We start from the raw sequence: 20,277 nt of genomic DNA, 5'->3' as shown, positions 1-20,277 counted from the left end.
GGTGGACCGGGCCGCCCCCGTCACGGATCGGAAGCCGGGCGGCGCCCGGCACATCGATGGGAGGCCGCCGGCGGAGGTGTCCCCCCTTTACCAGCTCTGCTCCGGCGGGGCCTTTCGGGTGAGCGCCCGGGTCTTCCACCCTGGCGGGCACCCGGTCACCACAGGCGTGCGCAATGAAAAAGGTCGAGGCGATCATCAAGCCGTTCAAGCTCGACGAGGTCAAGGACGCCCTCGCCGAGGTCGGGATTCAGGGCATGACGGTGACCGAGGTAAAGGGCTTCGGTCGGACCGGCGGCAAGAAAGAGGTCTATCGAGGGTCGGCGTATGTCGTCGACTTCGTGCCGAAGGTGAAGGTCGACATCGTCGTGCCGGACAGCATGGTCAGCGACGTGATCGACGCGATCGAGAAGAGCGCCAAGACGGGTCGGATCGGCGACGGCAAGATCTTCGTCGTCCCCGTCGAGGAGGCCGTGCGGATCCGCACGGGGGAGCGCGGCGAGGACGCCATCTAGGAGGCGCGCCGCCGGCAGAGCGTCACAGGGCATTCGCGGCGGGTCACAGGCTCGAGGATCGACGATCGACGACCGAGAGGCGAACAGCGAGCACGAGCCCGCGCACCGTCGAGTCACATACAGCGAGAGCAGCGAGTCAGCGAGGTAGAGAAGATCATGAAGGCGAAAGATGTCGTCGCGTTTGCGAAGGAAAACGACGTAAAATTTGTCGATCTCAAGTTCATCGATCTGCCCGGCATCTGGCAGCACACGACCATCCCGGCGTCCCGCCTGAACGAGGATCTCTTCGAGGAGGGGATCGGCTTCGATGGCTCGTCGGTGCGCGGATGGCAGCCGATCAACGCGAGCGACATGCTGATGACGCCCGACCCGTCGACGGCGAAGCTCGACCCGTTCCATGCCCAGAAGACGCTGAGCATGATCTGTAAGATCAGCGATCCGGTGACCGGCCAGCCCTACGGCCGCGACCCGCGCTACATCGCCCAGAAGGCCGAGAACCACCTCCGCGCGAGCGGCATCGCCGACACGTCCTACTTCGGGCCCGAGGCCGAGTTCTTCATCTTCGACTCGGTCCGCTACGAGAGCTCGCAGCGCGGCGCCTTCTACGAGATCGACAGCGATGAGGCGGTCTGGAACACCGGCAAGGCCGGCCCGAACCTCGGGCACAAGATCCGGTCGAAGGAGGGCTACTTCCCCGTCGCGCCGACCGACACGCTCGGCGATCTGCGCGGGCAGATGATGTCCACGCTGATCGAGACCGGCATCCCGGTCGAGGTCGGCCACCACGAGGTGGCGTCGGCCGGCCAGTGCGAGATCGGCATCAAGTTCTCGACGCTGACGGCGATGGCCGACAACCTCATGTGGTTCAAGTACGTCATCAAGAACGTCGGCCGCAAGAACGGCAAGTCGGTGACGTTCATGCCGAAGCCGCTCTTTGGCGACAACGGCAGCGGCATGCACTGCCACCAGTCGCTCTGGAAGGAGGGCAAGCCGCTCTTCGCCGGCGACGGCTACGCCGGGATGTCCGACACGGGCCTCTGGTACATCGGCGGCATCCTGAAGCACGCGAAGGCGCTCGCCGCGCTCACCAACCCGACGACGAACAGCTACCGCCGGCTCGTCCCGGGCTACGAGGCGCCCGTGAACCTCGCGTACTCGAGCCGCAACCGCTCGGCGTCGATCCGCATCCCGCTGGCCCCCGGCAACAGCCCGAAGGGCCGCCGCATCGAGGTCCGCTTCCCGGACGCGAGCTGCAATCCGTACCTCGCCTTCGCCGCCATGATGATGGCCGGCCTCGACGGCGTCCAGAACCGGATCGATCCGGGCGACCCGCTCGACAAGGACATCTACGCGCTCTCGCCGGAGGAGCTCAAGGAAGTGCCGCACATGCCGGGCTCGCTCGACGAGGCGCTCGGCGCCCTCGAGCGCGACCACGAGTTCCTGCTCCGCGGCGACGTCTTCACCCGCGATATCCTCAAGACCTGGCTCGACTTCAAGCGCGAGCGCGAGGTCGACGCGGTCCGGCTCCGCCCGGTCCCGCACGAGTTCTTCCTCTACTACGACGTCTGATCGCCCCCACCTCCGAGGACAGAGCAGGGGCCGGCGCACAAGAAAATTGCGCTGTGCCCCTCGCTGTCCGGACTCTTCATCGCTCGCCGTCGTATTCGGCGCGCGCCGGTAACGCCGAGTCGAAGGGTCGCGGTATCGCAAAATCCACGGATCTCTGCGCCCGCGGAGGCGACGAGGTGGGCTATCGCCCCCTCGCACCGCGAACTTTTGCTTCCTGCTGGAGCGCGCCGCACCGCGGTACCGCTCGTCCATGGCTCGGGTTATCCTCCGGTCCGGCTCCGGTGGGGGCGGCGTCAAGCCAGCTCCTCCTCGGCCGCCGGTCCCGCGGTCCTCCGGTCCGCCGGTTCGTCTGTTTCCTCGGTTCCCTCGGTTCCTTCAGTTCCCTCAGCTCCCCAGCGACACCTCGGCGCAGCAGTGAACCCCGGCGATCTCATCCAGTCTCGCTACCGGCTCGTGAAGCTCCTGGGCCAAGGCGCCAGCGGGTCGGTGTGGGCCGCGAAGAACGTGCTCATCGACCGCGACGTGGCGCTCAAGGTGATGAGCCCCGAGGTGGCCGGGGATGCCGTCGCGCTCCAGCGCTTCTTCAACGAGGCGAAGGCGAGCGGACGCCTGCGGAGCCCGAGCATCGTCGAGATCCTCGACCTCGGTCAGGCCGAGGACGGCTCTCCGTTCCTCGTGTTCGAGCTGCTCGTCGGTGAGGGGCTCGACGAGTGGCTGCGGCGCGAGAGCACGATCGCTCCGGAGGTGCTGGTCGAGCTCTTCCTCGGCCTCGCGCGGGCGCTCGACATGGCCCATCAGCAAGGGATCATCCACCGCGATCTGAAGCCCGCGAACATCTATGTGCACCGCAACCACCTGGGCGAGCTCGTGGGGAAGATCCTTGACTTCGGGATCAGCAAGGTGCTGGAGAAGGAGCACAACTTCTCGCTGACCCGCACGGGTTGCGTCGTCGGCTCGCCGGCCTACATGTCGCCCGAGCAGGCCGCGGGGCGCGAGGACGTGGACGCCCGCGCCGACATCTGGTCGCTGGGCGTCGTCATGTACGAGGCGTTGACCGGGACGACCCCGCATCAGGCGCCGAACTACAACGCGCTGATGGTCCGGATCCTGAGCAAGGATTGCGATCCGATCGCCGCGCGCAGGCCAGGGCTCCCGCCGCGCCTCTGCCAGCTCGTCGAAACGTGCCTCCGCCGCGAGCGCGACGAACGGATCGCCTCGGCGGGCGCGCTCGCGAAGGAGCTCGAGGCCGTCCTCCGCGAGCTGCGCGCCGAGCGCTTCCGGGGACAGAAGGGGCGGCGCGCCTCGGACATCGGCCTCGGCGGCGACGTCGGCCTCGCGCCGGAGAGCGCCTCGCGCGGCGGCGGCTCCGCCGGGACGCTGGGACGGCTCGTGCAGCACGGCAGGCGCCTGCCGCGGACCATGCTCGTCGCGGCGGGCATCGGGGTGGTGCTCTGGGCGATGGCGCTCGTGCTCATCGGCAGGTACTGGATCCGCTGAGCGCCGCGGCGCCGCAGGGCGAGCGAGCGCGGCCCGCTCGTCCACAACATGCGCGTCAGGTTGCTCCTTGCGGCGGTGCGCGTCGGGGCCCCATGTTGCCCCCACTTCGAGCCGTCCCCTGAGCTCGAAGCGAGCATTGATGGAAAGGATGCAAGTCGATGGACGACCACCAGACACATGAAGCGCACGCCCATGTTCATGGGCAGGGATGTGGACATCAGGCGTTGCGTCACGAGGACCACGTCGATTACCTGCACGACGGACACCTGCATCATCCGCACGGCGATCACTTCGATGAGCACGTGCTCTCGGTCGGCAAGGAGAACCCTGACGCGTGCACGCCGAGCCATGCATGCGCCGACCACGAGAAGGCGCACACGCACGGGGCAGGCTGCGGCCATCAGGCCGTGCCCCACGGCGATCATTTCGATTACCTCGTCGGCGCGCACCTGCACCATCCGCACGGCGATCACTGCGATCACCACGGCTCGGTCCAGCTAGGGTGATCGCCGCGCCGCCCCGCGCCGGAGCTCAGGCGCGCTAGGTGGAGGCCGCGGGACGACACGCGAAGGAGACCGGCGAGCGGCGCAGGAGGGAGACCGGCGAGGGGATCTGCTGGAACGACGTTCCGGGGAGCCCGGCGTCAGGCGGGCGGTGCGCCGTGGTCGTCCGGTGCGCCGCTCGCGCTGCAGCGATGCGCGTGTGCGCAGGGCGCATGCGGCTCGTCTGACCCGGGCGCACCGGCGTCGCCGGCGCCACGCATGCCGCCGAACCATGCGCGAGGGCCGAGCCTCATGAAGCTCGAGAGCAGGAGCGCGCCGAGCGCGGCCGCGCAGACCCACGCGATGGTGGAGTGCTCCTGGGGCGCGAGATCGTGGAGGTCCGGGACCGCCGAGAGGGGGACGAAGGCGTTCGCGACGAGGCCGAGCGCGACGGCGAAGGCGACGCTGAAGAGCGCGGAGACGGCGGCGGCGCGCGCTCCGAACGCCCGATGCAGCGCGCCGAGCGCCGCGATGTGGGTCGCGGGCCCCGCCACGAGGAACGCGAGCGCCGCGCCGACAGGGAGCCCCTTGTGGATCATCGCCGCGGCGAGCGGCGCCGCGCCTTGCGCGCACACGTGAGCGGGCACTGCGAGGAGCGCGCTCACGAGGACGTCGGCCGGCGCGTCGAGCACGCGCGCTGCGGCCGGCGCGATGGACGCCTCGAGGACGGCGGCGAGGGCCAGGCCCACGACGTACCAGGCGGCCACGTGATCGAGCGCTGGACCTACGGCTTCGGCGACGGCGGCGCGGAGCCGCGCGCCCGGCGATGCCACGGCCCCTGCCATGGCGGGCGGCGCGCCGCAGGGAGGCGCAGCGCTCGATCCTGGCGGCCCGGCCACCCTGGCGACGAGGAGCGCGACCAGCAGGGCGAGGAGCGCGCCGCCCGCGACGCGCGCCGCGGTGAACGGCAGGCCGAGCACCCGCAGCGAGAGCAGCGCGCCGGCGGGATCGAGCGCCGGGGCGCAGAGGACGACGGCGACGACCGCGGCGACCGGCGCGCTCGCGCGCGGGAGCCGCTGCAGGCGCGGCGCAACGCCACAGGCGCAGAGGGGCAGCGGCAGCCCAGACGCCAGGCTGCGGGCGGCCCGGGGCAGCGCCGCACCGCCGCGCAGCCAGCCGGTCGAGCGACGCAGGACGCTCGGAGAGAACGCGCGCAGGAGCCCCACCATGGCGAGCCCGGCGAGCATGGCGGGCGCCGTCTCGACGAACAGCGGGCCGAGCGACTCCGCGATCGACAGCTCGGACGCGTGCGCGCTCGTGAAGGAGCTCTCCGGGCTGGGGAGCGCGAGCGCGACGCAGAGCCCCGAGGTGAAGGCGATCGCGCTCGTGGTCCGCGCGCGCGCGCTCCGAGGCGGCGCCTCGTGCGTGTGGACCACGAGCCGCAGGAGGACACCGAGGCCGAACGCGATGAACACCTCGAACGACTCGTGGGGGAGGCTCTCCACGGCGCGCTGGCCGAGGAGGGCGCCGAGCACCGTGAGCAGCCCGAGGAGCCCGAGGCGCGCGGCCAGCTGCCGCCACCCCCAGGCGGGCAGAAAGCGCGCCGCGAGCGACAGCCCCTCGGGCAGCCGGTGCACGAGGACGGCGCTCGCGAAGAGCACCCCGTCCGCGCCGCTGTCGGCCGCGGCCACGGCGAGCGCGAGCCCGGCGCCGTCGAGCAACCCGTGCACGGCGAGCGCCGAGAACGCGATCTCCCGCCCCAGCACCTCGCCGGTGTCACGCCTCCTGTGCTCCGTGAGCCCGAGCGCCGCGTAACCGAGCGCCGCCCAGAGGACCGCCTGCGCCCCGATCTCCTCGACCACGTGCGGCAGGTGGCGCGTGAGCACGAGCGCGGGCACGAGGCCGAGCGTCAGCCCGTCGAGCGCCGACGTCGGCAGCGCCTGGCGCCGGCCGAGCGCCACGAGGAGCGGCCCCGCGGCGAGGCCGGCGATCGACAGGGCGACGGCGAGCGCGAGCATGGGCGCGGTGGGCTATGCCCGAGCCACGTGGCCTAATCAATATCAAATTGGTGTTGCAACCCAGATGCGGACAGCCGTCTGCGGCCGCTGAGCGCCGCGTCATTCACGCGGCCCGGGGCCGCCGGTGGCCGGGGGTCGCCGATGCCCGCGGGCTGCTCCGCCGCTCAGGCCTGCACGCACCGATCGCAGCGACCCTTGATCTGGATCTGGAGTCCCTTGCGCCGCAACGCGCGCGGCGCGCCGCGCGCCGCCTTGATTTCGATGCTCTCGTCAGGGAGGCAGAGCACATCGCCGCACGTGTCGCACATGAAGTGCGGGTGCTCGTCCGCCGCGTGGGCGCCGGTGGCCTCCCGCAGCTCGAACCGCCAGAGGTGGTCGCCCATGTCGGTGCGGCGCACGAGCCCGGCGTTGGTCAAGTCGATCAGGTTCCGGTAGATGGTGGCGCGATCCCACCCTTTCGGGGCGAGCTCAGCAGCGAGCTCCGCATGGCTGACGGGCGTCCGCGAGCGGCCGAGGCTCTGGAGCACCGCGATGCGCGGCGAGGTGGCTCGCAAGCCGGCCGCCCGGATCTGCTCACGGAGCTCTTCCGCGGACTGACCTGCTTTCGTACGCGCCATGCAAGACATCTACCGTCGCCAGGAGGGTACTGCAATCACGATGCATCGCCGCCGCCGGCCGCGCAGCGCCCGGGTCGGCCGCGCGCCAGTGTGGGCGAGATCGCAAGATCGCCGCCGAGCCCGCCGCGCCACCGTCAGCGAGAACGCAGCGTCTGCTCCCGCTCGGGCCGCGTGCGCGCGTGCCCGGCGCGGCCCCGAGAGGACCGGCGGCGACGAGCGCCGACCCGGCTGCGAGAGAATGTGGCAGGCGGAGAGTTTGGATGACGTCGTGCACCTGGTTTTGAGCGTCGCTCGAACTGCACAGACCAGGCGGATGGGCGCGCGGTGCGGCGCTCCTCGGGAAAGCGCCTCGAAATCGGGGTGAGCTCCTCCGGCGCTGACCCCGAAGCGCGGAGGACATGGAACAGGCGGAACGGCCGGGTCCGCATCGTCTGATCTCGAGTCGAGGGGGGCTCCCTCGGTCCGCGCCGCTCTCGACGTGTGCTCCATAATGGAGCGATCGATCCAAGTTGGAGCAATCGGCGTGTCCGTTCCACGCGGGCCCTCGCGCCTCGTCATCGCTCTGCGTGTCCCGGGGTCCTGTCGGCGTTCGGCGAGAGGGCGCAAGACACGCAAGACGACCAAGACGACCAGAACGACCAAGACGTGGAATCTTCCTTTGTCGTCGCGAGTGGAATCAGCCCTTTTGGAATTGAACCGATTGTGATCGCGGATATATATTCATGCTTCCTTTGCGGGGAAATGAACCAAGGAGAGTGTCCATGCGAGCTCGGACGTGTGCGGATGTATTTGCCTTAGTCTTGATCGCTGCCTTGGGCGTCGCGTGCGGCGCCGACCCCTCGACCCCCGCGGAGGATGCGCCGGCCGTCGCCGACGTCGTGCCTGATGAGCAGGTCGAGGCAGCGCCGGCGCCCCTGCGGCGCGGCTGCGCGACCGTCGAGCTGAGCGACGGTGAGAAGGAAGCCGTCGAGCAGTTCGTCCGCAGCCGGATGGCGCTCGGGTTCTCGGCGGGCGCGGCGGTCGAGATCCCCGTGCACGTCCACGTCATCAACAAGGGCGTGGGCCTGTCGAACGGCGACGTGACGGACGGGATGATCGCGGAGCAGATCGAGGTGCTCAACGAGGCGTACGCGAGCACCCGCTTCAGCTTCACGCTGGCCTCCGTCGATCGGACGAGGAACGCGACCTGGTACACCATGTCGTCGGGCTCCGCGGCCGAGCGGCAGGCCAAGGCGGCGCTCCGTATTGGTGGGCCAGACCACCTCAATCTCTACACGGCCAACCCGGGCGGCGGTCTGCTGGGCTGGGCGACGTTCCCCTCAAGCTATGCGGCCCGTCCGACCGACGACGGCGTCGTCCTGCTCCATTCCACGTTGCCCGGCGGCAATGCGGCGCCGTACAACGAGGGAGATACCGGTACGCATGAGGTCGGTCACTGGCTCGGCCTCTTCCACACCTTCGAAGGCGGCTGCAACAAGAGCGGCGATGGCGTGGCGGACACGGCGTCCGAGCGCAGCGCCGCGTATGGCTGCCCGATGAACAGGGACAGCTGCCGGGGAGGTGGGCTCGACCCGGTCCAGAACTTCATGGATTACACCGACGACTCCTGCATGGATGGGTTCACAGCAGGGCAGGCCGATCGCATGTCGGCGCACTGGGACACGTATCGTTGATCGGTGGATGATGTGACGGCGGGCGGCGGGGGACTCCGCCGCTCGCCGGCCGGACAGGCGTCCGGCAGAGCTCGATCACATCGACTTGATCTGGGCCCGGCGCTCGAAGCTCCGGCTCTCGGAGAGGACGCGCGGCGCGGGCTCGGCAGGCGCCGGCCCCGCGCTGGAGTCCCGATCTCCCTGCGCCAGGCGCTGCTGGCGGCGGGTGCCGGCCTGGACGCCGAAGTACACGCCGAGGAACGTCACGACGCCCCAGCCGAGCAGGCCGACGGCGACGAGGGCGGTCTGGCGCGACGAATCGCCCCCGATCTGGCTGATCTGCTCCATCGGGGCCGACAGCTTGCTCACCTCCTCCATCGGCTCGCGCAGCGTCGCGACCTGCTCCATCGGCTGCTTCAGCCCGGCGACGTCGCGCATCGGCGCGTCCAGGGCGGCGACATCACGCATCGGTGCGTTCAGGGCGGCGACGTCCGTGAGCGGGCCGCGGATGCTCACGAGGCTCTCGTTCATCGCGGCGATGGTGGCCTCCATCTGGCTCAGCCGATCCATCGACTCCTTGAGTCGCGCGGTCTCGCGCATGCTCTGCTGCATTGCGTCCATCGACCCCTTGAGCTCGGCCAGCCGCTCCATCGCCGCCTGCATCTCGGCGAGCTTCTCCATCGGCTGACGCAGCTCGGCGAGCCGATCGATGCTCTCCTGCGAGCTCCGCAGCGTCTGATTCGAATCCTCGATCGTCGCGCGGGTCCGCCGCATCTCCTCCGTCGTTGCCTGGATGGAGCGCGTGTTCGTGTCGATCATCGTCGCCATGCCGCAGCCCGTCGACACGAGCGCGAGCAGCATCATCGGCGCAATCCGAACGATCCTTTCGCAATGCATACCTGATCGTTGGTTCCTCGAAGGCGGCGCGTCAATGTGTGCTTGACGCGGTGCGCTGAAATATGACATAGCCGTGTCCGAGGGGTGAGGCGCTGTGGGACATCGCGCGTGTTCGCCTGCGAGCCGCTCGCGCGGCACGTGCTCTCACGGCGCTGTGAAATGTCGGTGTCGGTCCGGTGGATGTGACGCGCCGAGCGCTGGAAACCGGACGCCGGAGGTGGAAGGGGAGCGGCCGAGTGCGCCGCTGCGATGGACGTCGCGCCGCCAGCGCCGCTGTCCGGAGCTACAACGCGGGTGCGGCGCGCTTCATGCCGGCGCGGCGGCGAGAGCTCGGGCGGCCGCGCGGGGCGGGGGCACTCACCGCGCTGGACGGTCAGGCTGCCGGGCGCCGGCGCGGAGCGTGAGCGCGGCGAGGATCGCGAGCACGGCCGCGCCGAGCCAGGCAGGCCGGCCGAAGGCTTGCGTCCCGGTGGCGAGCGCGCCGTCGGTCCACGTGGCGTCGAGCAGGGCGCCGCGCAGACCTGCGCCCGCGAGCGAGGTGAAGCTCGCGTGGACGGCGACCGCCGCGAACACGCCGCGGGCGCGCAGGAAGAGCGCCGCGGCGAGCGCGCCGAGCGCGGTCGCGAGGGCGAAGCTCGACGGGGACGCGCCCGGCGCGAGCCCGAGCGCGGCGCCGTGCGCGAGGGCGGAGAAGACCAGCGCGGGGCGAGGCGAGAGGCCGGCGCGCGCCGCGGCGGCGAAGGGGATGCCGGTGAGCAGCAGCTCGTCGCGGACAGCGAGGGCGATCGAGCGCGCCAGGGCGAAGCCGAGGCTCGCCGAGGGCGCCCCGGCCTCGACGGTCGCCCACCCGAGCACCGCGGAGACGCCGAGCGTGATCAGCACGGCGAGCGCGCCCAGCGCAGCGCCGAGCCCGACGCGACGGGCGATGCGCGCGCGGCGGCCTAGGCCGTCCGGCTCCAGAGGGTCGGTCCACTGCACGCCGGCCCGCGCCGCGACGACGTCGGCGACGACCGCGCCGCCGAGCGCCGCCGCGAGCGGGCTCGACGACAGGAGCACGGACACGATCTGCAGGGCCGCGGCGAGGCCGACGAGCCAGGCCGCGCCGAGCGCGAGCTCCGTCAGGCGGCGCTGCGGTCCGGCGGGATCGGGCCGACGGGCCTCCTCGGCGGCGTTCAATGGAGCGTGTGCCACTGGCCGTTGTGCTCCACTTTCGGGACGTCGGCGTCGCCGTCGGCCTCGTTGCGGTGACGCGCGCCCAGGGTGGCGACGAGCTGGACCGTGGACGGGCGCGCGGGCCGGTGGCGCGCCTCCGACACCGCGCGGAGCCGCCGGCGCGGCGCGGGAGGCGGCGGCGACCTCCGGCTGCGGAGCCGCTGCACGGCCAGCCGGCCGGAGACGAGCAGCCCGAGCACGAGCAGCGAGCCAGCCAGCACCGGGACGAAGCCGTAGCGGCGCGCGACGTTGGCGCGCCACGCGAGCTCGATCTCTCGGCCCGTCGAGACATAGGCGGCCCCGAGCGCGGCCTCGAGCGGCACGCCGCCGCGCACCCGAGCCAGGGCATGCACGAAGCCCTGCCGCCGCTCGTCCTCGACGAGGAAGCGGACGACGTCGGCCGCCTGCGCATAGGGCAGCGAGCCGGCCGCGTCCTCGGCGCCCGCGAGGCTCGCTTCGAGCTCGTCGAGCGGGACGAGGCGCCCCCGGAGCGCGGCGAGCGAGAGCACCTGCGCGCGCCGAGCGACGCGGTCGCCGGCCACGTGGGCGGCGAACCCCTCGTGGAACCAGCGCGGGACCACGGCGCCTCCGGTCGCTTCATCCAGGGCGAGGTGCGCGAGCGCGTGACGGAAGGCGCCCTCGAGATCGGGCGTCTCGGCGCCGAGCCGCGGAGAGGCGCTCAGGACCGCGAGGCGCAGCGCGCCGAACGAGACGGCCGTCACGGGGCCAGCGAGGCCCCTGGGGACGAGGTCGTCGAGCTCGGCGGGCACATCCGCGATCCGGACCTTCACCGGCGCGGTCAGCACGTCGCGGCCGAGCAGGGCGCCGAGCTCGGCGCGCAAGTCGCCGGCGCGGGCGATCAGAGGGCGGACACGGTCGCGGGTGGACGGGTGATAGGCGAACTCGATCCAGCCGAGATCCTCGGTGTGGTACGCCGGCGGCGGCGGCGGCACGGGAAGATCGGCGCCGCCGTCGCTCGACGCGGCGGGCGCGTCGTAGACGCGGGGCGCGGCGCCGGCGAGCCGCGCGGGCGCGGCGACGATCGCGACGCAGAGGAGCGCGGCGAGCCTCAGCCCCAACCCCGCTGGGCTGCGCCGGGAGGAGCGCGTCATGGCGCGATCCGACCCCGGAGGTGCACGGTGTCGCCGGAATCGCCGCCCGTCTGGGCCAGCACCACCACGACGATCCCCGTGGCGACCACGCCCGCGAGCGGGCCCCAGAACCAGGGGGAGCTCCACGTCGAGCGCCGCTCCGACGGCTCCGACGAGCTGGCGCCGCCGTTCGCGGACTTCGGCGCCGCCTGAGCGACGTCGGCGCGAGGTCCGCGAGGTCCCAGGGCGCCGCGCGGCGATGAGGCGGGCGCGGGCGGCGTCGCGGCGCGACCCGCCGCGCCTCCGCTCCGTTCGTCTCCAGCGAGCAGCGCGCGGACGGCCGCGCCCGCGCCCGGCCAGTCGAAGGTCGCCCCGGCGGGGGCGGCCACGCCGTCCGCGGTCCGCTGGACCGTCGCGCCGAGCTCGATCGGCGCGTAGCTAGCGCCCGCGACCCGGATCACGCGCGCCACGGGGTGGCCGTGCGCCGTGCTCACCGCGACGACGAGCGCCGCGCCTGCGCCCGCGCCGAGCGACGCGAGCAGCCCGCGCGCGACCGGCTCGGACTCGGCGCGCCCGGCGGAGCGGCGCACCTCGGCGAGCTCCTTCACGGCGGCCGGCGCGTCCGGGCGCGGCGGATCGCCGGTGAGCACCTGCGCTGTCGCCTCGTCGATGGGCGGGCGGAGCGCGGGGTCGCCGTAGATCGCACGAGCGAGCGAGCGAGCCGCCTCGGCGCTCGCGTCGTCCACCGCCACCACGACGGCGCCGCGCAGGGCCGACCGTGCGGCGGGGGCGTCCGGCGCGCCGCGCGCGGCCGGCGCCGCCGCCGCGCTGCCCGCGTCCGGAGCCGCCGCGTCGGCGCCGCCTCGAGGCGGCTCCTGGGCCTGCGCGGGCGCCGCCGTCAGGCCGAGCGCCATCGCGACGAGGCCCGGGGCAGCCGGCGGACGGCGGAACATGCATTCACGGTACGGAGGCCGCGGGCGAGCGTCAAACGGCGCGCGGCGCGGCGTCACGTCACAGCCAGCCGTGCTCGCGGTACCAGGCGACCGCTCGGCGCGTCCCCTCCGCCCAGCTCACCGCGGGCGCCCAGCCGAGCTCCCTGCGGGCGTCGCTGGCGTCACAGACCCAGTGCGACGCGGAGAGCTCGTTCAGCTTGTCGCGCGTGAGCATCACGGCCTTGCCGGTGAGGCGGCCGAGCCCCTCGCTCGCGAGCGCGGCGCCGCGCATGAGCGAGAACGGGACGCCGACGCGGACGAGCGCCCGCGCGCCGAGCGCCGCCTCCACGTCCGCCAGCATGTCGCGCCACACATACACGCTTCCGTCGTCGATGAAGTAGGCGCGGCCGCTCGGCACGTCGCTCTCGATCGCCCGGATGCACGCGGCGGCGGCGTCGGAGGCGTAGATCACGCTGAGCGTGTTCCTGCCGTCGCCGAGCATCGGGAGGAAGCGGCGCGCAACGCTCTGGAAGAACGCGAACGACTCCTGGTCGCGCGGGCCGTAGATCATCGGGGGGCGGACGACGACCACGGGCAACGCGCCCTTCTCGGCGAGGACCAGCCGCTCGGCCTCGAGCTTCGAGCGCCCGTAGCGCGTCACGGGGGCCGGGCGCGCATCGGCGGCGATGGGGCGCCCGTCCAGGCTCGGGCCGATGGCGGCGAGGCTCGAGACGAACACGAACCGCCGTATCGCCCCCGCCTTCGCCGCGTCGAGCAGGTTCCGCGTGCCGTCGACGTTGACCCGGAAGAACTCCGCCTCGTCGCGCGCCTTGACCAGCCCGGCCGAGTGCACGATCGCGTCGACGCCCGGCGGACCGACGACCGCGCGGCGGACGCTCTCCGCGTCCTCGACGGCGCCGTACGCGAGCTCGACCCCGCGCAGCGACGACAGGAACCTCGTGTCCGACGAGCGCCGCACCAGGGCGACGACGCTGTGCCCCTGCTGCGCGAGCTGCTCGGCGACGTGCGAGCCGAGGAACCCGCTCGCGCCCGTGACCAGCACCCTCATCGATCCGCTCCTTCTTTACGGTCCCGGCGCGCGCCCGAGGCGCTCGGCGCTGGCGCCCACGTCGAGCTGCCGGCGCCCGCGTCGAGCCGCCCGCGCCGCTCGGCGCTGGCCCCCGCGCCCATCACAGCGCCCGCTCGTAGACGCGGTACTTCTTGTGGACCCGGCCGCCCATCAGCCGGATGCCCGCGTTGATGGCGGCGTTGTCCTCCAGCGTCCACCCAAGCTCGCCGCCCTCCATGCCGAGCAGATGCGCCGCGCGGTTCATCTCGACGTAGAGGAAGGCGCTGAGCCCGGCGTAGCGCCGCACGTGGCGCCACTTCTTGCGGATGCCGAGCACGACGAGGCGCCCGCGCTTCGGGCCGCGTACGCGCAACCGCCACAGCAGCTTGAAGATGCCGCCGGGGAGGAGCTTGCCGTGGAAGTCCTTGATCAGCTGGTTGAGGTCGGGCAGCCCGAGCGACACGGCGGCCGGCTCGCCGTCGATGAACGTGATCTTGGTGAGCTCGGGCATCAGGATGAGCCGCACGTCCTTCGACCACTTGACGAGCTCTTTCTCGGTCATCGGGACGAAGCCCCAGTTGTCGCTCCAGGCGTCGTTGTAGACGTCCATGAGGATCCGGATGTCGCGGAGCAGGTTCTTCGGATCGCCGCAGCGCGTGTGCACCTCCGGCATCGCCAGGACCTCGGCGTGGGCCTTCTGCGCCCGGGCGGGGACGTTGCCGACCTCGTAGCCCCACGCGTAGAGATCCTTCACCTTCTCGAGCCCGGCCTGCTCGATGAGCCGGCCCTGGTGCGGCCGGTGGTAGGGCATCATCATCACCGGCGGGAGCTCGAAGCCCTCGATGAGGCAGCCGATCTCCTCGTTGGTCGAGAGCGAGTAGGGGCCCCGCATGCGCTTCATCCCGCGCGCGCGCAGCCAGCCCGTGGCCTCGGCGAACAGCGCTCCGGCCGTCTCGGCGTCGTCGATCGTATCGATGAAGCCGAAGGAGCCAGTGTCGTCGCGGTGGACCCGGAGGTGCTCGTGATCGACCTGCGCGGTGATCCGGCCCGCTGGCCTGCCGTCCTTGTACGCCACCCACGCCGTCCCCTCGGCGTGCTCGAAGAACGGGTTCTTCTTCTTGTCGAGCCGATCGGAGATGTCCAAGTCGAGCGGGCGGATATAGTTGGGCTCACCCTCGTAGACGGTGTCGACCACGTTCAGGAAGTCCTTGAGGACCTTCTTGTCGCCCTTCCGGAGCTCGCGGATCTCGATAGCCATAGGGCTTGAGCCCGTACCTTCCGAGACGCGGCGCTGCAAGGGGCTCGCACGGACGTGGTCTCGGCCCGATCGCGGAGCGCCGCGCCCCGCGCTGATCGCCGGGCGGCGCGCCCCGCGCTGATCGCCGGGCGGCGCGCGCCGCGTTGAAAGCAGGACGCCGCGCGCCGCGCTGATCGAACGACGCAGCGCGCGCGAAGCCGGTAAGCTCTCGCGGCGGGCCTGTCGGGCCCCCCGGCAACTCAGGTGGACGCAGCATGATGACCCCGAAGGAGTTCCAGAGGCAGTTCAAGCGGCTGCTCATGAGCCGCGTGGAGGGCATGGACTGGGAGGACAAGCTCGCCCGGGTCCGCCAGTACCTGCGCCAGCTCGAGGCGCGCCAGAGCCCGGAGGAGGAGTCGGCCGAGCTGTCTCCGTCGCTGGAGCTCATCCCGTTCGAGCCCGGCAAGCGGCCCGTCGACGAGGCGCTCTATCCAGGGCACGGGTGCAGCGAGCGCGTCGGCTGCATCAACACCTCCGGCGACCCGTCGGAGCTGGGCGACGAGGTGTGGCTGCTCTACCGGCTGCGCGACCTCTACGCGTTCGTCGCGCCCTTCGAGCGGCCGTTCGAGGTGACCCTGTCCGCGTGGTTCCTCCCGGCGAGCCCCGGCGACGGCGAGCCGTGCGCGGTGCCCGGGCTCATGGACGTGCCGCTCAGCCCGCAGATCGTCTCGACCTCGTCCTATCCCGTCCCGAAGCTCGAGCCCGCCCCGTGGAACTCGTTCCATCAGACGGTCTACGTCGCCACCATCGTGCCGGCGCGGCAGCTCGTGCCGCACCCCCCCGGCGAGGAGACCGGCGGCGGCTATTTCTGGGCCGACCTGCCCGAGTCGTTCCGGCGGCGCGTCACCGACGGCTTCGAGCCGTTCACGTTCGCGAGCCTGTTCCGGCAGCAGCTCCGGGTCGAGATCAAGCTCAGCGAGGCGGGCAGGACGGTCTCCTCCGAGTCGACGGACATCGAGATCTTCGACACCGGCCGCTTCGGCTCGCTCTACGCGCGCCTGCTCGACCGGCTCGTCAAGGCGGACACCGAGATCCAGCAGCGGGCGCTCGGGATCGACGAGCTCCACGTCGGCTATCACCCGTGGTTCCCGGTGCTGACCATCGGCATGGACAAGGCGCTCCTGTACCTCCGGGCCATCCATCAGGACCTCGAGCAGCACCGGCGCAACCTCCCCGACCCCCGCTGGCTGCTCAGGGTGGGCCTCTACCTCGAGCTGCTCACGTGCCTCGGCATCTTCGAGGCCGTGAAGCACGACTACCCGGACATGCTTTCGCCGGGGGAGCGCGAGGCCTTCGAGGAGGGCGCGGCGTTCGCGCCGATCCGCGCGTCGATCGACGTCGCGGCGTGGGCGCAGGTCTGGGACATGCGGCACATCGCGCCGCGCGCGGCCGGCTTCTTCGCGGCCGGGCCCGTGAGCCTGACGAACCTGATGCGCAAGCAGAAGGCCACGCTCGCCTTCCTGCACGCCCACCACGCGGACCTGCAGAAGGCGATCGAGCTCGCGGGCCCCAACCTGTGGAACGCGCAGGAGACGTGGCACCGGGTGTTCCGCGACGCGGAGCGGGCCGTCCTCAAGAACAACGTGCTCGCGTTCCCGGAGCTCGCGCACCTCGATCCGCGGTGGCGCGACTTCGCGCTCTGGCACCAGCGGGGGGACATGCGGCTGTTCGGCCTCAGCCTGATGCCCGAGGCGCTGACGGGGCTCTTCGGCGATCAAGATGGCATCTTCCCCGCGGCGTGCCGGCAGTACCGGAAGTCGATGAACGACGTCGCCCGGTGGGCCGCCGAGCGGAGCCTCATGGACTACACGGGCGACGAGTGCATCCCGCGGAACGCGAGCCTCCTCGAGGCGTACATGGAGAAGAACCCGTCGCACCTCGCCGCGCTGCAGCGGCGCGACGGCTACGGGGCCGCGGTGTCGATCGAGCTCGAGGAGCCGAGCAAGGTGACGCGCGAGGCGAGCGCCGAGGACCTCATGACGCTGCTCCGGCGGACGCCGGTCTTCAAGCCGCTGCTCGATCGCGAGCTCCGCAAGCTCGCCACGAAGGCGCGCCGGATCGAGTACGGCCCGCTCGACCGGATCGTGCTGCAGGGGCAGCGGGACTCGTCGATGTTCGTCGTCGCGTCCGGCGCCGTCGAGGTCCTGGTGCGGCACCCCGACGGGCAGGACTCGACGGTCGCCGCGCTCGAGAAGGGCGCCGTCTTCGGGGAGTTTGCGCTGCTCACGGGCGAGGAGCGCACCGCGACGGTGCGCGCCGTCGACGAGGTGGTGCTCTACCAGATCACGAAGGAGGCCCTGCAGCCGATCATCGAGGCGCGCCCGCAGCTCGTGATCGAGCTGAGCCTGCTCATGGCGTCGCGCCAGGCCCACCTGCGCGACGCGGCCGAGCGCTACCTCGAGGCCGAGGAGAAGGTGCGGAGCCTCGCCGGGCGCATCCGGCGGTTCGTCCTCGGCTGAGCGCGCTCAGCCCTTCGTGGCTGGCCTCGCGCTCGGCGCTTCGTGGCCAGCCGGCGTCGCTCGGCCCCCTCGCGCTCAGCCCTTCAGGAGCCACGCGACGGCGTCGGCCTCCGCGGTGAAGAACGAGTACTCGGGCAGCCCCATGGCGGCCGACAGGCGGGAGATCTGCATCTTCGAGAGCGCGCTGTTCACGAGGTTCGCCGCCTTGCGCATGCCGTGCTCGACGGCGTAGGCCATGGTCTGCTCGACGTACGGGCTCACCTCGGGCTTCTGCGGGGGGAAGTCCGCGATGTCGGCGAGCACGTACCAGGGCTTCCCGAGGTTGAGCAGCGTCGAGGCCTTCTGGCGAAACTCGTCGAGGTACGCCTTGCCCTCGTCGATGTCCCAGAACCCCCACACCTTCACGTGGAGGACCCCCGTCGACGTGTCGGGCCTGACGTTGAACCGCCGCTGCGCGGCGCGCTCGCGCCGCGACGTGAGCTCGGATCTCCTCAACGGCTCGCTCCCGGAGAGGCCCGTCCGGCCCGGCGGGTCCAGGGGCGACGTCCGGGGTCGGGTCTCCGCGAACTTCGAGGCGGCCGACGGAGCGGGCGGCGCGGACGACGAGGGAGGGACGGAGCGCGAGGGCGGATTGGGTGGCGGCGTAACGGAGCGCGGGGGAGGGCTGGGGTACGAGGGCGGACCGGGGCGTGAGGGAGGCGTCTTCGACGACAGCTCCGGCACGGTGACGGTCGGCACCTCGGCGAAGCCCTTCGCCGTGCCGGGCTTCGAGGGCAGCGTCGGGTCGGTCGGGCTCGGGTTCGCGCTCGGCGCGGGCGCCGCCGGCTCCGGCAGGAGGATGACGCGCGAGGCCCGCGGGATGGCGACGTCGAGCGCGGCGGCGAGCGCGCTGACCGCGATGGACGCGCGCTCGAAGCGGTCCTCGGGCTTGAGCGCCGTCGCCTTGAGGAACCAGCCGTCGAACTCCGTCGGCAGCGCCGCCGAGGACCGCCGCGCCGCGCGCGCGCTGGGCGCTTCCATCGCGCCGCGCAGGAGCTCCCCCGCCAGCATGTAGGGGGACGCGGTCGCCTCGGCCTCCTGGGACCAGTACGACTCGCCGACGAGGAGCGCGTACGCGACGTGCCCGAGCGCGTAGATGTCGGCGCGCGGGCCGACGTTGCGCTCGGCGCGGATCTGCTCCGGCGCCATGTACACGGGCGTGCCGAGCATCTGCCGCGTCAGCGTGGAGGCGTTGTGCTGCTCGATGACCTTGGCGATCCCGAAGTCGAGGATCTTCACGCACGGCGAGCCGTCGTCGCGGACGGTGACGAACAGGTTGTCGGGCTTGAGGTCGCGGTGGACGATGCTCGCCGCGTGCGTCTTGTCGAGCGCGAGCGCGGCCTGGAACAGGTAGAGCGCGACGTCCTCGGCGGGGAGGGCGCCGCGCTTCTTGACGAGGCTGCCGAGCTCCTCGCCGCGGAGCAGCTCCATGACGAGGAACGGGGTGCCGGTCTCGTCGTCGACCCCGGCGTCCGAGGTCCTGACGATGTGGTCGCTCTCGATGACGCCGGTGATGCGGGCCTCGAGGGCGAAGCGGGCGCGCAGCTCCTCGCTGTCGAGCAGGCTGGGCAGCATCACCTTGAGCGCGCGGCGCGTCGCGGTGACGTCGTCCATCACCTCGTACACGGCGCCCATGCCGCCCGCCTTGATGACGCGCAGCACCTGGTAACGGTTGCGAAACCGCGTATTCGGCTGCAACAGGCCGGGCGAGGAGCTCATCCTGCGGCCCTCGGTTCAGGCATGGTTTGCACCACGCTACCAGCGCCGCTTCCCGCGTCGCAAGGCGGTCGGGTGAGGAACGTGTTCAGCGCAGGATCGCGTCTCCGCCGGCGGCCTCGCCGCCGGATCGAGCGGCGCTGTCGAGGAGCGGCTCCAGCGCGCTCCAGAGTGAGCGGACGTCCTGGAAGCGCTCCTCGGGGGCCACGGCGAGCGCCCGCGCGACCCAGGCGTCCACCTCGGGGAGCAGGTCGGGCCGGAAGGCGTGCAGGCTCGGCCGCGGGCCGCGAGCGGCGGCGAGCAGGATGTCGACCCGGCTCGCGCCGGCGAACGGCAGGCGCCCCGCGAGCGCGCGGAAGAGCACCGCGCCGAGCGAATAGATGTCGATCCGGTGGTCGATCTCCTGGGGCCGGCCCTTCCATACCTCGGGCGCGATGTAGCTGGGCGAGCCGGGGATCGCGCCTTCGCGGGTGAGGGGGTCGGCCTGCATGACCTTGACAAGACCGAAATCGAGCAAGCGCACGCGCCCGCGCGCCGCTGCGCCGGCGTGGCCCTGCGCGCCGTCGCCCGTGACGGGGAGCTGCGCGGCGGCGGGGGGCGCCGGATGGGCGGCGCGGGCCGGCGCGCTCCCGGGGTGAGGGGAGGTGGAGGAAGGAGCACCCGTGTCGTCGTCGAGGACGAAGATGTTCGCTGGCTTCAGATCGCGGTGGACGATGCCGCGCGCGTGCGCGGCGTCGAGGGTGTCGATGATCGGGCGGAACAGCTCGCGGATCTCGTCGAGCGGGAGCCGCTGGTTCCGCGCCTCCAGCCGGCGCAGCGTCGTCTCGAGATCGCTGCCCTTCAGGAACTCCATGACGATGTAGAGCGTGCCGTTGGCCGCCTCGCTGAACGCGAAGACGTGGGTCGCGCTGGTGCCGGCCAGCTCCCCCATGGCGCGGGCCTCGCGCCGCAGGCGGGTCTTCAGGGCGGCATCGCTGGCGAACTCGGGCCTCAGGTACTTGACGGCGACGTGCGTGCCCGTCTCCTGGTCCAGGGCGCGGTAGACCACGCCCTGGCCTCCCTGACCAACCACCTCGATCAGCTTGTACCGGCCGTCGATCACGTCGTCGATGTCGTGGTCCATCGGCAAGCCCTCGGTGTTCGAGCGCGCTGCGTCAGCGTGCCGCACAGCGAGCCCAGGTTGTAGCCGCTCCGGCGCGCTGGCGGTAGGGACGGTTC

Annotated in this window: 16 protein-coding genes; 6 read left to right on the top strand and 10 right to left on the bottom strand. The window is 72.0% G+C overall.

Annotated features, from left to right (window positions below):
• Positions 1-173 precede the first annotated feature (173 nt).
• From WMF14_RS38905 to WMF14_RS38890, 4 genes are all read left to right on the top strand, one after another.
• Positions 174-512 (top strand): P-II family nitrogen regulator, encoded by a 339-nt coding sequence (locus WMF14_RS38905; RefSeq protein WP_012239819.1) that lies wholly within the window; start codon positions 174-176, stop codon positions 510-512.
• Positions 513-668: 156 nt separating this feature from the next.
• Entirely contained in the window at positions 669-2,081 is a 1,413-nt protein-coding gene (glnA, locus tag WMF14_RS38900; RefSeq protein WP_272102877.1) for a type I glutamate--ammonia ligase, read from the top strand.
• 414 nt (positions 2,082-2,495) lie between these two features.
• Positions 2,496-3,578 carry a serine/threonine-protein kinase gene (locus WMF14_RS38895; protein ID WP_272102878.1) on the top strand — a complete coding sequence of 361 codons (1,083 nt, stop codon included), beginning with the start codon at positions 2,496-2,498 and terminating at the stop codon, positions 3,576-3,578.
• A 158-nt stretch (positions 3,579-3,736) separates the two neighbouring features.
• Positions 3,737-4,084, top strand: coding sequence for a hypothetical protein (locus WMF14_RS38890; protein ID WP_272102879.1), 348 nt, complete (start codon positions 3,737-3,739; stop codon positions 4,082-4,084).
• Positions 4,085-4,221: 137 nt separating this feature from the next.
• Here the strand turns inward: WMF14_RS38890 and WMF14_RS38885 are convergent, their stop codons facing one another.
• Positions 4,222-6,078, bottom strand: a complete 1,857-nt coding sequence (locus tag WMF14_RS38885; protein WP_437794764.1) for a permease — start codon at positions 6,076-6,078, stop codon at positions 4,222-4,224.
• Positions 6,079-6,242: 164 nt separating this feature from the next.
• Positions 6,243-6,695 (bottom strand): Fur family transcriptional regulator, encoded by a 453-nt coding sequence (locus WMF14_RS38880; RefSeq protein WP_272102881.1) that lies wholly within the window; start codon positions 6,693-6,695, stop codon positions 6,243-6,245.
• 761 nt (positions 6,696-7,456) lie between these two features.
• Here WMF14_RS38880 and WMF14_RS38875 point away from each other — a divergent pair.
• On the top strand, positions 7,457-8,368 hold the full coding sequence (locus tag WMF14_RS38875; RefSeq protein ID WP_373372303.1) for a zinc metalloprotease: 912 nt from the start codon (positions 7,457-7,459) through the stop codon (positions 8,366-8,368).
• Positions 8,369-8,443: 75 nt separating this feature from the next.
• On the opposite strand, the gene WMF14_RS38870 is transcribed toward WMF14_RS38875, so the two are convergent.
• The 6 genes from WMF14_RS38870 to WMF14_RS38845 form a co-directional block, all read right to left on the bottom strand.
• Positions 8,444-9,211, bottom strand: a complete 768-nt coding sequence (locus WMF14_RS38870; protein ID WP_437794761.1) for a hypothetical protein — start codon at positions 9,209-9,211, stop codon at positions 8,444-8,446.
• 390 nt (positions 9,212-9,601) lie between these two features.
• Positions 9,602-10,435: a CPBP family glutamic-type intramembrane protease gene (locus WMF14_RS38865; RefSeq protein ID WP_437794758.1), complete on the bottom strand. Its 834-nt coding sequence runs from the start codon at positions 10,433-10,435 to the stop codon at positions 9,602-9,604.
• Entirely contained in the window at positions 10,417-11,568 is a 1,152-nt protein-coding gene (locus WMF14_RS38860) for a peptidase MA family metallohydrolase (RefSeq protein WP_437794753.1), read from the bottom strand. The genes WMF14_RS38865 and WMF14_RS38860 overlap by 19 nt, the downstream gene beginning before the upstream one ends.
• Positions 11,565-12,500 (bottom strand): hypothetical protein, encoded by a 936-nt coding sequence (locus tag WMF14_RS38855; protein WP_437794750.1) that lies wholly within the window; start codon positions 12,498-12,500, stop codon positions 11,565-11,567. The genes WMF14_RS38860 and WMF14_RS38855 overlap by 4 nt, the downstream gene beginning before the upstream one ends.
• A 58-nt stretch (positions 12,501-12,558) precedes the next feature.
• Complete coding sequence (locus tag WMF14_RS38850; protein ID WP_437794748.1) at positions 12,559-13,548, bottom strand: NAD-dependent epimerase/dehydratase family protein; 990 nt, start codon at positions 13,546-13,548, stop codon at positions 12,559-12,561.
• Positions 13,549-13,669: 121 nt separating this feature from the next.
• A complete protein-coding gene (locus WMF14_RS38845; RefSeq protein ID WP_272102888.1) occupies positions 13,670-14,806 on the bottom strand; it encodes a hypothetical protein in 1,137 nt (378 codons plus the stop codon).
• Positions 14,807-15,060: 254 nt separating this feature from the next.
• Here WMF14_RS38845 and WMF14_RS38840 point away from each other — a divergent pair, with 254 nt between their 5' ends.
• On the top strand, positions 15,061-17,304 hold the full coding sequence (locus tag WMF14_RS38840) for a cyclic nucleotide-binding domain-containing protein (protein ID WP_437794744.1): 2,244 nt from the start codon (positions 15,061-15,063) through the stop codon (positions 17,302-17,304).
• Positions 17,305-17,379: 75 nt separating this feature from the next.
• Here WMF14_RS38840 and WMF14_RS38835 read toward each other — a convergent pair whose 3' ends face one another.
• Together WMF14_RS38835 and WMF14_RS38830 are read right to left on the bottom strand one after the other, a co-directional pair.
• A complete protein-coding gene (locus WMF14_RS38835) occupies positions 17,380-19,062 on the bottom strand; it encodes a serine/threonine protein kinase (RefSeq protein WP_437794741.1) in 1,683 nt (560 codons plus the stop codon).
• Positions 19,063-19,147: 85 nt separating this feature from the next.
• Entirely contained in the window at positions 19,148-20,182 is a 1,035-nt protein-coding gene (locus tag WMF14_RS38830; protein WP_437794738.1) for a serine/threonine-protein kinase, read from the bottom strand.
• Positions 20,183-20,277 lie beyond the last annotated feature (95 nt).

This window comes from Sorangium sp. So ce693 (assembly GCF_051521375.1).
Classification (GTDB): Bacteria; Myxococcota_A; Polyangia; order Polyangiales; family Polyangiaceae; genus Sorangium; species Sorangium atrum.
Note: the sequence above shows the minus strand (reverse complement) of the source record. Positions and strands in the feature narration are given on the sequence as shown.